This window comes from Streptomyces harbinensis (genome assembly GCF_900116145.1).
Classification (GTDB): Bacteria; Actinomycetota; Actinomycetes; order Streptomycetales; family Streptomycetaceae; genus Streptomyces; species Streptomyces carpaticus.
In genome coordinates this window covers 206676-220882 of the sequence record NZ_FPAB01000007.1, presented here as the reverse complement: position 1 = coordinate 220882, position 14207 = coordinate 206676, and the positions used below count along the sequence as shown (strand labels likewise).

Sequence of the window (14207 nt, the reverse complement as noted above, 5' to 3'; positions counted from 1 at the left end):
GTCAGGCTCCTGAGATGGTGAGAACGCCGGCACCGGGGGCCGGGGAGGTGGTGGCGCGGGCGGCGCGGCAGGTGCCCGAGCCCTCCAGCACGGTGGCGATACGGGCGGCCGTCGGGGCGTCGGGGGCGAGGAAGGCGCAGGTGGGTCCGGACCCGGAGACCAGTCCTGCCAGGGCGCCCGCGGCGTTGCCGGCCTCCAGGACGTCCTCCAGGGCGGGCCGCAGGGATACGGCGGCGGGCTGGAGGTCGTTGCTGAGGGCGGCGGCGAGCGCGTAGGCGTCCCCGTCGCGCAGGGCGGCCAGCAGCGCGGGGGCCGGCTCCGGGGCGGGCACCGGGGCGTCGCCGCGCAGCCGGTCGCATTCGCGGTACACCTCGGGGGTGGACAGACCGCCGTCGGCGAGCGCGAACACCCAGTGGAAGGTGCCGCCGACCGGCAGCGGGGTGAGCAGTTCGCCCCGGCCGCGGCCCAGGGCGGCGCCGCCGACCAGGGCGAACGGCACGTCCGAGCCGAGCCGGCCGGCCAGCTCCAGCAGTTCCTCGCGGGGGGTGCGGGTGCCCCACAGTTCGTCGCAGGCGAGCAGGGCGGCGGCGGCGTCCGCGCTGCCGCCGGCCATGCCGCCGGCCACCGGGATGTCCTTGTCGATGTGCAGGTGCACGTCGGCGCTGCCGCGGCCGGTGTGCGCGGCGAGCAGTTCGGCGGCGCGGGCGGCGAGGTTGGAGCCGTCCAGCGGGACCAGGGAACTGCCGGGGCCGGCGCAGGTGATGGAGAGCCGGTCGGCCGGGCGGGCGGTGACCCGGTCCTGGAGGCCGACGGCGAGGAAGACGTTGGCGAGGTCGTGGTAGCCGTCCGCACGCGGCGGGCCGACGGCCAGCTGCACATTGACCTTCGCGGGAACGCGGATGGTGACGGCCGGCACGGAGGCAGCGGGATGGGACATGACCCACAGCCTAGGCCGTGTCAGCGACGGGCCGGCCACGTCCTCCGGGACCCGGCACCACCGGGCGGGCGGGACGGCCCGCCCGGTCCGCCGCCGCGGCGGCTCCCGCGCCGTCAGGCGGGCCGGTGCTCGGCGATGCGCGCGAAGTCCTCGACGGACAGCGCCTCGCCCCGTGCGCCGGGGCTCACGCCGGCCGCCGTGCACGCCGCCTCGGCCGCCGCCGGGGAGCCGGCCCAGCCGGCCAGCGCCGAGCGCAGCGTCTTGCGGCGTTGGGCGAACGCCGCGTCCACCACCGCGAACACCTCGGCCCTGGAGGCGGTCGTGGGCGGCGGTTCGCGGCGGGTGAGGGCCACCAGGCCCGAGTCGACGTTGGGCGCCGGCCAGAAGACGGTGCGGCCGATCGCCCCGGCCCGGCGGACGTCCGCGTACCAGGCGGCCTTGACCGAGGGCACCCCGTACACCTTGGAGCCGGGCGGCGCGGCGAGCCGGTCGGCGACCTCGGACTGCACCATCACCAGGCCGCGCCGGATGCCGGGGAAGAGCGCCAGCATGTGCAGCAGCACGGGGACGGCCACGTTGTAGGGCAGGTTGGCGACCAGCGCGGTCGGGGCGGGGCCCGGCAGTTCGGTGACGCGCAGCGCGTCCTGGTGCACCAGCGCGAACCGGTCGGCGCGCTCCGGGAGCCGGGCGGCGACGGTGGCCGGCAGGGCGGCGGCCAGGGTGTCGTCGATCTCGACGGCGGTGACGTGGCCGGCCGTGCGCAGCAGGGCGAGGGTGAGCGAGCCGAGTCCCGGCCCGATCTCCACCACCACGTCGTCCTCGCCGATGTCCGCGGCGCGCACGATGCGGCGCACGGTGTTGGCGTCGATGACGAAGTTCTGGCCGCGCTGCTTGGTGGGGCGCACGCCGAGGGCGGTGGCCAGTGCGCGGATGTCGGCGGCGCTCAGCAGTTCGCCGTCCAGGGGGTCCTCACGCATCGGCGAACACCCGCGCCGTGTTGGCCGCGATGTGGGCGGCGAGGTCGTCCTCCGTCATGCCCTTGACCGCCGCCATGGCGCGCAGGGTGACGGGGATGAGGTACGGGGCGTTGGGGCGGCCGCGGAAGGGTGCCGGGGTGAGGAACGGGGCGTCCGTCTCGACCAGCAGCAGCTCGGGCGGGGCGACGGCGAGCGCGTCGCGCAGCGGCTGGGCGCTGGCGAAGGTCACATTGCCCGCGAAGGACATGTAGTAGCCCTCGGCCGCGCAGATCTCCGCCATCGCCGTGTCGCCGGAATAGCAGTGGAACACCGTGCGCTCGGGGGCGCCTTCTTCCTTGAGAATGCGCAGCACGTCGTCGTGGGCGTCCCGGTCGTGAATGACCAGTGCCTTTCCGTGTTCCTTGGCGATCGCGATGTGCCGGCGGAAGGAATGGTGCTGGGCGGCTTTTCCCTCGTCCCCGGTGCGGAAATAGTCAAGACCGGTTTCGCCGATCGCCCGGACCTGCGGCAGCGCGGCGAGGGCGGCGATCTCGTCGAGGGCCGCGGCCAGGCCGTCGCCGAGCCGGGGTGCCTCGTTGGGGTGCAGGGCGACAGCGGCCCAGATCCGGTCGGGGTGCTCGGCGGCGGTGCGCGCGGCCCAGTGGGCGCGCTCCACGTCGCAGCCGATCTGGACGACGCGGGTGACCCCGACGGCGGCGGCCTGGGCCAGCGCCTCCTCGACGGTGGTGTCCTGCATGTCGAGGTGGGTGTGCGAATCGGCGACCGGCACGGCCAGCGGCGCGGGCGGCGGAGGCGGTACGGACTGCTCCGCCTTCGCCTTGGCGGACTTGGGCATGGGGTCGATCCTACGGCGCCCGGCACCGGGTGCCGCGCCCCGCCCTCAGCGCCAGACCCGCCGCACGGCCGCCACCCGGCCCGGGCGCATCACCCGCACCCGGTGCCCGTCGCAATTGGGACAGGTGGGGTAGGTGAGCGGTGAGCGGACCCGCCGCCCTCCGACCCGGTATTCGACCATGGGCCGGCCGTGCGGGTCGCGCAGATGCTCGATGCTGAATTCCTGTTCCCAGCCGTAGCCGCAACTCAGACACGCGAACGAATACGCGGCGCGGGTGGTGTAACCCTCCGCTCCGCCTTGTTCCGGTGGCACATTCGGATCGTTCATGGTGGCTCCTTGGAGACCTTCCACCATTTTAATCCGATCAGCCGGATTTCGCCGCCACGACCGCGTCGAAGACCTCCCGCTTGGGCAGCCCCGCCTCCTTCGCCACCTGCGCGATGGCCTCCTTGCGGCGCTCCCCCGCCTCCTCGCGGGCCGCCACCCGCCGGGCCAGCTCGTCCGGGCCCACCTCGGCCGGCCCCGGCGCCGGGGCGCCCTCGACGACCACGGTGATCTCGCCGCGCACCCCCTGCTCCGCCCAGCGGGCCAGGTCGGCGAGCGGCCCCCGGCGTACCTCCTCGTACGTCTTGGTCAGCTCCCGGCACACCGCCGCCCGCCGCTCCGGTCCGAACACCTCCGCCATGGCGGCCAGCGTGGCGGCCACCCGGTGCGGCGACTCGAAGTACACCAGCGTGCGCTGCTCGGCGGCGACCTCCCGCAGCCGCGCCGCCCGCTCCCCCGCCTTGCGCGGCGGGAAGCCCTCGAAGCAGAACCGGTCCACCGGCAGCCCGGACAGCGCCAGCGCCGTGAGCACCGCCGAGGGGCCGGGGACGGCGGTCACCCGTACGCCGCGCTCCACGGCCGCGGCGACCAGCCGGTAGCCGGGGTCGGAGACCGACGGCATCCCGGCGTCCGTGACCAGCAGCACCCGGGCGCCGCGTACCAGCTCCTTGATCAGCTCACCGGTACGGACCGTCTCGTTGCCCTCGAAGTAGGACACCACCCGGCCGCCCGGCTGCACCCCGAGCGCCTGGCCGAGCCGGCGCAGCCGCCGGGTGTCCTCGGCGGCCACGATGTCGGCACCGGCCAGTTCGGCGGCCAGCCGGGGCGGGGCGTCCGCGAGATCCCCGATCGGAGTGCCCGCCAGCACCAGGGTGCCGGTCTCCCCGGTGTACGCCGTGTACCGCGTCTCCTCGGTCATGTCCTCCGTCATGCGCCCCATCCTTTCAGGACCCGGATGTCAAGATGGCCCGCGTGAGGAGTACCGACAGCGGCCCGACGCCGACCGACGCCCCGCCCCGCCCCGAGCCCGGCGGCTGGGCGCGGCGGCTGCGGTCCTTCGGCTATGCGCCGCCGGCCGGCCCCGGCGGGATCCGCGAGCGGCTGGTGCCGCCCCACCCGCCCGGGGCCGGCCGGCTGTGGCGCTGGCTGGGCGTCGCCCCCGGCGCGGCGGCCCGGCTGACCCGGGCGCTGGGCTGGCTGGGCCCGCTGCTGGTGGCGACGCTCGCCGGGGCGCTGCGCTTCACCCGGCTCGGCGAGCCGGACGCGGTGATCTTCGACGAGACGTACTACGCCAAGGACGCCTGGTCGCTGCTCCAGCACGGCTACGAGACGATCTGGCCGGACGACGCCAACGAACGCATCATCAACGGCGACGTGCCCGTCACCGACACCGCCGCCTACATCGTGCACCCGCCGGTCGGCAAGTGGATGATCGCGCTGGGCGAGTGGGCGTTCGGCATGAACCCCTTCGGCTGGCGCTTCATGATGGCGCTGCTGGGCACCGTCTCGGTCTTCCTGCTCTGCCGCATCGGCCGGCGGCTGTTCCGCTCCACCGCCCTGGGCTGCCTGGCCGGGCTGCTGATGGCGGTGGACGGGCTGCACTTCGTGATGAGCCGCACCGCGCTGGTCGACCTGGTGCTGATGTTCTGGCTGCTCGCCGCGTTCGGCGCGCTGCTGGTGGACCGCGACCGGGCCAGGGAACGGCTCGCCGCCGCGCTGCCCACCGCCGGGGAGACCGTACTGCGCCCGGACCGGACCACCGCCGAGCGCCTGGGCCTGGGCGCGCGCCCCTGGCGGCTGGTGGCCGGGGTGTGCCTGGGCCTGGCCTGCGCCACCAAGTGGAACGGCCTGTACGTCCTGGCCGCCTTCGGCATCCTCACCGTGCTGTGGGACGCCGCCGCCCGCCGCACCGCCGGCGCCCGGCACGCCCCGCTGGCGGCGCTGCGCAAGGACGCGCTGCCCGCGTTCGTCTCCCTGGTACCGGTGTCGCTCGCGGTCTACCTGCTGTCGTGGACGGGCTGGTTCGCCACCTCCGGCGGCTACTACCGCGACTGGGCGGAGCGGGCGGGCGCCGGGCCCAGCGACTGGGCGTGGGTGCCGGGGCCGCTGCGCAGCCTGTGGCACTACACCAGCGAGGTGTACACCTTCCACCTCGGGCTGACCTCGGAGCACACCTACGAGTCGCACCCCTTCAGCTGGCTGGTGCTGGGCCGGCCGGTGCTGTACTTCTACGAGTCCCGCGACCCGGGCGAGGACGGCTGCGCCCGCGAGGGGGGCTGTGTGCGGGAGGTGCTGGCGCTCGGCACCCCGCTGCTGTGGTGGGCGGCGTGCGCGGCGCTGGTGTACGCGCTGTGGCGCTGGGCGCTGCGCCGCGACTGGCGGGCGGGCGCGGTGCTGTGCGGGGTGGCGGCGGGCTATCTGCCGTGGTTCCTGTACCAGGAGCGGACGATCTTCTCGTTCTACTCGGTGGTGCTGGTGCCGTTCCTGTGCCTGGCGGTCACGCTGCTGATCGGGGCGCTGCTGGGGCCGCCCGGCTGCCCGGAACGCCGCCGGGCGCTGGGGGTGGTGGCGGCCGGGGTGCTGGTGCTGCTGATCGTGTGGAACTTCATCTACTTCTACCCCGTTTACTCCGGCCAGGAGATCTCCCTGGACGGCTGGCGCGCGCGGATGTGGCTCTCCAGCTGGGTGTGATCACGGGGTGTCAGCGCGTGCTTGTAGGCTGCGCACGCGGGGTGGATCGAGGGGCAGGGACGGGATGCGGAACGGGCAGAAAGTTGCCGTCATCGCTGGGGTTTTCGTGGTGGTGGCGGCGGGCGCCGGGTTCGGTGCCTACAGCATGCTGGGCGACGACGGGCCGGGCACACAGAACGCGGCGGCCACCTCGGACGACACACCGGACGACGGTGCGGCGCCGCCGTCCGAGGCGGAGGTGCTGGAGGTCTCCGGTGACTTCCTGGACGCGTGGGCGGCCGGTGACGCCGCCGGTGCGGCGGCGCTGACCGACGACGCGGCGGCGGCCGAGGAGGCGCTGGCCTCGCTGGCCGAGGGCGCGGCGGTGACGGACCTCACGCTGAGCGCGGGCACACCGGAAGGCGAGTCGGTGCCGTTCAGCGTGGCGGCGAGCATCGGCTACGAGGACCTGCCGGTGCGGGAGTGGTCCTACGACTCCGAGCTGACCGTGGTGCGGGACGCGGCCAGCGGCGAGATCGTCGTCGACTGGGAGCCGTCCGTGCTGCACCCGGGGCTGGACGAGGGGCTGCGCATCGAGACCGGTCCGGGCGACGGGCTGCCGCCGGTGACGGTGCTGGACGCGGAGGGCGGCGAGCTGACCGCCGCGGCGCATCCGACGCTGGCGCACGTGCTGGAGGACATAGCCGGGCGCTTCGCGGCCCACGCGGGCGGTTCCCCGGCCGTCGTCACCCGGATCGCGGACGCGGAGGGCGGCACGGTCGAGGAGCTGCTGGAGCTGGCGGAGCCGGTGCCCGGCGAGGTACCGACCACGATCGTGCCGGCGATCCAGGCGGCGGCCGAGGCGGCGGTGGCGGACAAGGACCGGGCGGCGGTGGTGGCGGTCCAGCCGAGCACCGGCGCCATCCAGGGCCTGGCCAACGCCCCGGCGGACGGCTTCGACACGGCGCTCCAGGGCAGTTACGCGCCGGGCTCCACCTTCAAGATCGTGACGGCCGGGCTGCTCATCGACGAGGGCCTGGCCTCGGCCGGGGCGAAGCACCCGTGCCCGAAGTACTTCGAGCACGGCGGCTGGCAGTTCCAGAACCTCGACAAGTTCGAGATCAAGGACGGTACGTTCGCGGACAGCTTCGCCGCCTCCTGCAACACGGCGTTCATCAGCCAGGCCCCGGAGCTGTCGGACGAGGCGCTGGGCGACTACGCGCGGGACGTGTTCGGGCTGGGCCTGACCTGGAGCGTGGGCGTCGCCACGCTGGACGGCGCGGTGCCCACCCAGTCGCTGGCGCAGATGGCGGCCTCGCTGATCGGCCAGGGCGGCGTGCGGATGAACCCGATGACGATGGCCTCGGTGTCGGCGACCGTGAAGTCCGGGACGTTCCGGCAGCCGTATCTGGTGCCGGCCGGGATCGGCGGGCGCGAACTGGCCACGGCCACCGGCCCGTCGGCGGCCACCGCCGAGGAGCTGCGGTCGCTGATGCACCGCACGGCGGTGGGCGGCACGGCGGCCGAGGCGATGTCCGGCCTCGACGGCGACATCGGCGCGAAGACCGGCTCGGCGGAGGTCGACGGCCAGGACAAGCCGAACGCCTGGTTCACCGGCTACCGCAACGACCTGGCGGTGGCGGCGGTGGTCCCCGACTCCGGCCACGGCGGCAGCAACGCGGGCCCGGTGGTGGCCCAGGTCCTGGCCGCCGCGCCGTGAGCGCGCCGGCCGGGGCGCCGGTCAGCAGCTGACGTCCACCTCGGTGGGCGGGCTCAGCGCGAGGGCCCGGTTTTCGGTGGAGGTCCAGCCGAAGGCCGGGCCCTCGGCGTGTACGGCGAGGCTGTCGATGCTCGTGGCGTGCCAGGTGTGGGCGAAGGCCGAACGGACCGTCAGCGGGCCGCAGGTGTCCTGCGCCGTCTCGAAGACCAGCGCGGTGCGTCCGGTGGCCACGTCGGTGTCGGTGGCGTTCTGCCGCGGCGTCATGAGGAAGCCGGTGCCGTGGGCGTTCACCTCGGCGGCGTCCTCGCGGCTGACGCTGGGGTAGGCGGGGGTGGTGCCGCTGTGGTGCAGGACCTGGAGGACGGGCTCGATCGCGCCGTCGAACCAGGTGGCCACGGCCTGGGCGCCGTGCATCGGCGGGCCGGGGACGGTCTGCCACTGCCAGGCGCTGATGGCGACCCAGCGCTCGCGGCCGTCCACGGTGGTGATGACGTAGACGTCGGGGGCGTCCAGGGCGATCAGGTCGGTGCCGGGGACGTCCGGCTCGGTGTCCGCGCGGACCAGGCAGGCGCGGGCGGCGAGTTCGGTGTCGACGGCCCGGTCGTCCGCGCCGTGTGCGCGCAGGGTGTCGACCAGGGTGAGCAGCGCGTCGGCGCCGGCCTCGGTGCCCGGGTCGAGCGCGGCCTCGGGGACACAGCCGGCCGGGCCTGCGGCTGCCGGAGCGGCGTGGCCGGTTCCGGCGGTGGTGGCGGCGAGCGTCACCACGAGCGCGACGGTGCCGACGGTGCGTCGCATCCTGGTCCCTCCCGGGGTCGCCGGCTGCCGATGCTAGCCGAGCGGCCGGACCCGGAACAGGCGGGCGGGGCGGGACGGCCGGGAACGGCCCGGAACGGCCCGGAGCCCGGCCACCGCGCACCCGTGCGGGTGTACGGCGGCCGGGCTCCGCGGGGGAGGCGTCCCGGACGGGTCAGCTGACGCCGGCCGGCTCGGGCTCCTTGGCCTCGGCCGCGGCGCGGCCCTTGCCGTTGGACTCCAGGTACTTCTCCAGCGTCTCGCCCTCGACGTCGACGTTGGGCAGGATGCGGTCCAGCCACTTGGGCATCCACCAGGCGCGCTCGCCCAGCAGGCCCATGACGGCGGGCACGATCGTCATCCGGACCACGAAGGCGTCCAGCAGGATCGCCATCGCGAGACCGAAGCCCATCATCATGACCATCGACTCGCCCATGGTCATGAACCCGGCGAAGACGGAGATCATGATGACGGCGGCGGCGGTGACGACCCGGGCGTTCAGGTTGAAGCCGGTGACGATCGCCTGGCGCGGGTCCTCGCCGTGGACGTGGGCCTCGCGCATCCGGGTCACGAGGAAGACCTCGTAGTCCATGGCGAGACCGAAGACCACACCGATCATGAAGATCGGCATCATGCTCATGATCGGCTGCGGCTCGGCGCCGAACGCGCCCAGCCAGCCCCACTGGTAGACCGCGACGACAGCGCCGAGGGAGGCGAGCACCGACAGCAGGAAGCCGAGGGCGGCCTTCAGCGGCACCAGCACGGAGCGGAAGACGAGCATCAGCAGGATGAAGGCGAGGCCGACGACCAGCGCCAGGTACGGGACGAGCGCGTCCGAGAGAACCTGCGAGAAGTCGCTCTGGGCAGCGGTCTGGCCCGACACCAGGATGTTCACGCCGGTCTCCGACTCCAGCTCCGGCGCCAGGTCGTTGCGGATCTCGGCGACCAGGTCACTGGTCTCGGTGCTGGAGGGGTTGCTGCCCGGGAACACCGACATCATCGCGACGTTACCGGCCTCGTTCGGGAACGCGGGGGCGGTGGCCACCACGTCGTCCAGGGCGCCGATGCGCTCGGCGATGGTGTCGGCGGAGGCCATCACATCGCCGTCGGGGGCCTCGATGACCACCATGAGGGGGCCGTTGAAGCCGGGGCCGAAGCCCTCGGAGAGCAGGTCGTACGCCTTGCGCTGGGTGGTGTCCGGCGCCTGGGTTCCGTTGTCGGGCAGCCCCAGTTCCAGGCTGGCGACCGGCGCGGCCAGCAGGCCGAGACCGGCGACGGAGGCGATCAGCACCGTCCACGGGCGGCGCAGCACGCCCTTGGCCCAGCGGGAGCCGAAGTTCTCCTTGCCGTTGCGGCTGAGGGTGGTGGGAACGCCGGTCTCGGGGTTCTGGCTGCGGAGCTTCTTGCCGAAGATCCGCTTGCCGACGATCGCCAGGGCGGCCGGCACCAGGGTGAGGGCGACCAGCACCGCGACCACGACGGTGGCGGCGGCGGCCAGACCCATCTTGGTGAGGATCGGGATGTTGACGACGGCCAGGCCCGCCAGGGCGATGACGACGGTCAGACCGGCGAAGACCACGGCGGAGCCGGCGGTGCCCACGGCGCGGCCGGCGGCCTCCTCGCGGCTGTGCCCGGCGATGAGTTCGGCCCGGTAGCGGGAGGCGATGAACAGGGCGTAGTCGATGCCGACCGCCAGACCGATCATCATCGCGAGGATGCCGGTCATCTCGGTCAGGCCGAGGGTGGCGGAGAGCGCGGCGATGCCGGACATGCCCACGCCGACCCCGATGAGGGCGGTGAGCAGCGGCAGGCCGGCGGCGACGAGCGAGCCGAAGGTGATGACGAGCACGATGGCGGCGACGATGATGCCGATGATCTCGCCGCTGCCCATGTCCATCTCGGCCATGGCCAGCTCACCGCTGGACTCGACGGTCAGCCCGGCGTCGCGGCCGGTGTCGACGGCGGCGGCGAACTGGTCGCGCATGTCGTCGGTGACGTCCGCCCAGCTGCCGTCGTAGGTGACGTCGAGGTAGCCGATGGAGCCGTCCTGGCTGAGCTGGCCGCCCTCGTACGGGTTGGTGACGGATATGACGTTGTCACCGGTGGACAGCTCGTCGATGACGGACTGGACGATGGCCTGGTTGGCGGGGTCGCTGATGTCCTGGCCCTCGGGGGCCTGGAAGACCACCGTGGTGCTCAGCGCCTCGGCGTTGGCCTGGGGGAATTCCCGCTCCAACAGGTCGAACGCCTGCTGTGCCTCGGTCCCGGGCAGCGAGAACTCTTCCTCGGCGGGGTCACCGGCGGTGGCCGACGCGGCGCCGATGGCGACCAGCAGGGCCATCCATACGGACACCACCAGCCAGCGGCGCCGGAAACTCAGGCGGCCGAGCTTGTATAGAAACGTAGCCACGGGGCAGGTTCTCCTGTCCGGGTATCTGGGCGTGTGCAGGGAAGAGATGTGTCAGTTCATGTCACGAGACGCCGACCCGGTCGGGCGGGATGAGAGAAATTGCCATAATGTGGCCTAGATCACATGAACTGATCCTTCACGAGTTGCCCTGGGGCATGCTGCGCCGAAGCATGGAACCGTGAGCGACGAAGCCGAACACGTTGACAGCTATCTGCGGTTCCCCCATCTGAACGGTGATCTGGTCTGCTTCACCGCCGAGGATGATCTCTGGCTCGCCCCGCTGCCCGCCCCCGGCCACCGTACCGAGCGGGCCTGGCGGCTGACCGTGGACCGTACCCGCCTCGGCACCCCGCGCTTCTCCCCCGACGGCCGGTGGATCGCCTTCACCGGCTGGCGCTCGCTGGACCCGGAGATCTACCTCGCCCCGGTGACCGGCGGCCCGGCGCGGCGGCTGACGTACTGGGGCTCCACCGACACCCGGGTCTGCGGCTGGACCCCCGACCCCGGCGGCGGCCACGAGCCGCGCATCCTGGCGGTCGGCTCGCAGGACCAGCCGTTCTCCCACTTCACCTGGGCCTACCAGGTCGCGCTCGACGGCAGCCCGGGCGAGCAGCTGCCCTGGGGACCGGTCTCCGACATCGCCGTCAGCGGCTGCGGCGGCGAGCGGCGCACCCTGCTGCTGACCGGCAAGGCCCCGCACGAGCCGGCGGCCTGGAAGCGGTACCGGGGCGGGGCGACCGGCCAGCTGTGGCTGCACGGCGAGCGGCTGCTGCCCGACCTGCCCGGGCACATCGAGTCCCCGATGTTCGTCGGCGACCGCATCGCCTTCCTCTCCGACCACGAAGGGATCGGCAACCTCTACTCCTGCCGCCCCGACGGCGGCGATCTGCGCCGGCACACCGACCACGACACGTTCTACGCCCGGCACGCCGCCACCGACGGCGAGCGGGTGATCTACGGCTGCGCCGGCGAGCTGTGGCTGGCCGGGGACCTCAGCGACCCGCGCGCCGTACCGCGCCGGCTGGAACTGCGCCTGGGCGGCCCGCGCGCCGGACGGCGCCGCTACCAGGTCCCCACCGCCAGCCACGTCGACTCGCTCGCCGTGGACACCACCGGGCGCGCCTCCGCCGTGTGCGTGCGCGGCAGCCTCTACTGGCTCACCCACCGCGACGGCCCGGCCCGGGTCATCGCCGCCACCCCCGGGGTCCGGGTGCGGCTGCCGGAGATGCTCGGCGACACCGGCCGGATCGCGTACATCACGGACGCGGACGGCGCCGACACCATCGAGGTCGCGCATCTGCCGCGCGCCAGCGGCGGCCGGGACCCGCGCCGGCTGCGGGCCGGGGACCTGGGCCGGGTGCTGGAGCTGGCCGCCTCGCCGGACGGCAGGACGCTGGCGGTGGCCTCGCACGACGGCCGGCTGCTGGTGGTCGCCGTGCCGGAGGCGGAGGACGAGATGGACGCCGCGCCGGTGGAGCTGATCCGCTCGCTCAACGGCCCGGTCCGCGACCTGGCCTTCTCGCCCGACTCGCGCTGGCTGGCCTGGGCGCACCCGGGCATCGGCCGCTCGCTCTCGCAGATCAAGATCGCCCGGCTCGCGGAGAGCGAGCGCACGATCCTGGATGTGACGGACGGCCGGTTCGAGGACGAGGAGCCGGTCTTCACCAGCGACGGCCGGTTCCTGGCGTTCCTCTCCTGGCGCGGCTTCGACCCGGTGTACGACGTGCACAGCGGCGATCTGTCCTTCCCGCTGGGCTCGCGCCCCTACCTGGTGCCGCTGTCCTCGGCGACCCGCTCGCCGTTCGCGATCACCCCGGAGGGGCGCCCGGCGGCCGGCGGCCTGGACCCGGACGAGACCAGCAGCGCGACCGGCGCGGACGGCTCGGTGCGGGTGGAGGCGGAGGGCCTGGCCAGCCGGGTGGTGCCGTTCCCGGTGTCGGCGTCGAAGTACTCGGCGCTGCGCCCGGTCGCCGGCGGCGGTCTGGTGTGGCTGCGCTGGCCGATCTCGGGCGCGCTGGGCGAGACCTTCCTCAATCCGGCGGACACCTCGGGCAAGCCGACGCTGGAGCACTTCGACCTGGTGAAGGCCAAGCGCACCGAGCTGACCGACGACGTGGACTGGTTCGCGCTGAGCGTGGACGGCACCCGGATGGTGGTGTGCGAGGACGACGAACTGCGCGCCGTGCCGGCCACCGAGCTGGGCGACGGCGATTCCACGGTGCAGCTGGATCTGCGGCGCATCGTGCACGAGGCGGACCCGCCGGCGGAGTGGCGGCAGGCGTACGCGGAGGCGGGCCGGATCGTCCGCGCGTACTTCTGGGACCCCGGCATGTGCGGGGTGGACTGGGACGCGGTGCTGGAGCAGTACCGGCCGCTGGTGGAGCGGGTGGCGACGCCGGACGAGTTCGCGGATCTGCTGCGCGAGGTGCTGGGCGAGCTGGGCACCTCGCACGCCTATGTGACCGGGGCGCGGCGCAGTGAGGGGCCGCGGCACTACCAGCGGGCGCAGGGGCTGCTGGGGGCGGACTTCACCCGGGCCAAGGAGGGCGGCTGGCAGCTGGCGCGGATTCTGCCGGGCGAGTCCTCGGACCCGAAGGCGCGCTCGCCGCTGGCGGGCAGCGGGGTGCGCGAGGGCGCGCTGCTCACCCATGTGGACGGGCGGCCGGTGGACGAGGTGGCGGGCCCCTATCCGCTGCTGGCGGCGACGGGCGGGACGTCGGTGGAGCTGACGTTCGCCGAGGAGGGCGGGTCGGGGCAGCGCCGGGTGGCGATCGTGCCGCTGGTCAACGACCGGCCGCTGCGGTACCAGGACTGGGTGGCGCGGCGCCGGGCGGTGGTGCGCCGGCTGAGCGGCGGGAAGTGCGGCTATGTGCACATCCCGGACATGGGCGGCTCGGGGTGGGCGCAGTTCAACCGGGATCTGCGGCGGGAGTTCGCCTATCCGGCGCTGATCGTGGACGTCCGGGGCAACGCGGGCGGGCACATCAGCGAGCTGGTGGTGGAGAAGCTGACCCGGACGATCGTGGGCTGGGATCTGACCCGGGACGCGCAGCCGGTGACGTACGCCTCGGACGCGCCGCGCGGTCCCGTGGTGGCGCTGGCGGACGAGGCGACCTCCTCGGACGGGGACATGATCACGGCCGTCTTCCGGTTGCAGGGGGTCGGCCCGGTGGTCGGCAGCCGCACCTGGGGCGGGGTGGTGGGCATCACCGGGCGGCACCGGCTGGGCGACGGCTCGGTGATCACGGTGCCGATGAACGCGGCGTGGTTCGAGGGCTACGGCTGGGGCGTGGAGAACTTCGGCGTGGCGCCGGACATCCCCTCGGTGCGTACGCCGCTGGACTGGGCGGAGGGCCGGTACGGGGTGCTGGACACGGCGGTGCGCACCGCGCTGGACCTGCTGGAGCGGCATCCGCCGCTTCAGCCGCCGGGCTACGGGGACGTGCCGGACCGGCGGCGTCCGGTGCTGCCGCCCCGGATGCGGGACTAGGCCGTTCGTGGGACGGTGGATAAAGGGGATGCATCGGACATTTCTTTCTGCC

Annotated in this window: 10 protein-coding genes; 3 read left to right on the top strand and 7 right to left on the bottom strand. The window is 73.9% G+C overall.

What is annotated here, in order from left to right; all coding sequences use genetic code 11:
* Window position 1: 1 nt before the first annotated feature.
* From BM385_RS20285 to rsmI, 5 genes are all read right to left on the bottom strand, one after another.
* Complete coding sequence (locus BM385_RS20285) at window positions 2-937, bottom strand: 4-(cytidine 5'-diphospho)-2-C-methyl-D-erythritol kinase (RefSeq protein WP_019433547.1); 936 nt, start codon at window positions 935-937, stop codon at window positions 2-4.
* Window positions 938-1050: 113 nt separating this feature from the next.
* Window positions 1051-1914 carry a 16S rRNA (adenine(1518)-N(6)/adenine(1519)-N(6))-dimethyltransferase RsmA gene (gene rsmA / locus BM385_RS20280; RefSeq protein WP_019433546.1) on the bottom strand — a complete coding sequence of 288 codons (864 nt, stop codon included), beginning with the start codon at window positions 1912-1914 and terminating at the stop codon, window positions 1051-1053.
* On the bottom strand, window positions 1907-2749 hold the full coding sequence (locus BM385_RS20275; protein WP_019433545.1) for a TatD family hydrolase: 843 nt from the start codon (window positions 2747-2749) through the stop codon (window positions 1907-1909). Before BM385_RS20275 ends, rsmA begins: the two co-directional genes overlap by 8 nt.
* A gap of 45 nt (window positions 2750-2794) precedes the next feature.
* Window positions 2795-3076 (bottom strand): hypothetical protein, encoded by a 282-nt coding sequence (locus BM385_RS20270; protein ID WP_019433544.1) that lies wholly within the window; start codon window positions 3074-3076, stop codon window positions 2795-2797.
* Between the two features lie 37 nt (window positions 3077-3113).
* Window positions 3114-4004 (bottom strand): 16S rRNA (cytidine(1402)-2'-O)-methyltransferase, encoded by an 891-nt coding sequence (gene rsmI, locus BM385_RS20265; RefSeq protein ID WP_175543050.1) that lies wholly within the window; start codon window positions 4002-4004, stop codon window positions 3114-3116.
* Between the two features lie 32 nt (window positions 4005-4036).
* Here rsmI and BM385_RS20260 point away from each other — a divergent pair, with 32 nt between their 5' ends.
* The gene (locus BM385_RS20260; protein ID WP_019433542.1) at window positions 4037-5764 is read left to right on the top strand and encodes a dolichyl-phosphate-mannose--protein mannosyltransferase; all 1728 of its coding nucleotides are present in this window, start codon (window positions 4037-4039) and stop codon (window positions 5762-5764) included.
* Window positions 5765-5828: 64 nt separating this feature from the next.
* Window positions 5829-7463: a penicillin-binding transpeptidase domain-containing protein gene (locus tag BM385_RS20255; protein ID WP_175543049.1), complete on the top strand. Its 1635-nt coding sequence runs from the start codon at window positions 5829-5831 to the stop codon at window positions 7461-7463.
* A gap of 21 nt (window positions 7464-7484) precedes the next feature.
* On the opposite strand, the gene BM385_RS27285 is transcribed toward BM385_RS20255, so the two are convergent.
* Together BM385_RS27285 and BM385_RS20245 are read right to left on the bottom strand one after the other, a co-directional pair.
* A complete protein-coding gene (locus BM385_RS27285) occupies window positions 7485-8258 on the bottom strand; it encodes a hypothetical protein (RefSeq protein ID WP_019433540.1) in 774 nt (257 codons plus the stop codon).
* A gap of 172 nt (window positions 8259-8430) precedes the next feature.
* The gene (locus tag BM385_RS20245; RefSeq protein WP_026047388.1) at window positions 8431-10665 is read right to left on the bottom strand and encodes an MMPL family transporter; all 2235 of its coding nucleotides are present in this window, start codon (window positions 10663-10665) and stop codon (window positions 8431-8433) included.
* A gap of 178 nt (window positions 10666-10843) precedes the next feature.
* Here BM385_RS20245 and BM385_RS20240 point away from each other — a divergent pair, with 178 nt between their 5' ends.
* Window positions 10844-14155: a S41 family peptidase gene (locus BM385_RS20240; RefSeq protein ID WP_093843913.1), complete on the top strand. Its 3312-nt coding sequence runs from the start codon at window positions 10844-10846 to the stop codon at window positions 14153-14155.
* The last annotated feature ends 52 nt before the right edge of the window (window positions 14156-14207 follow it).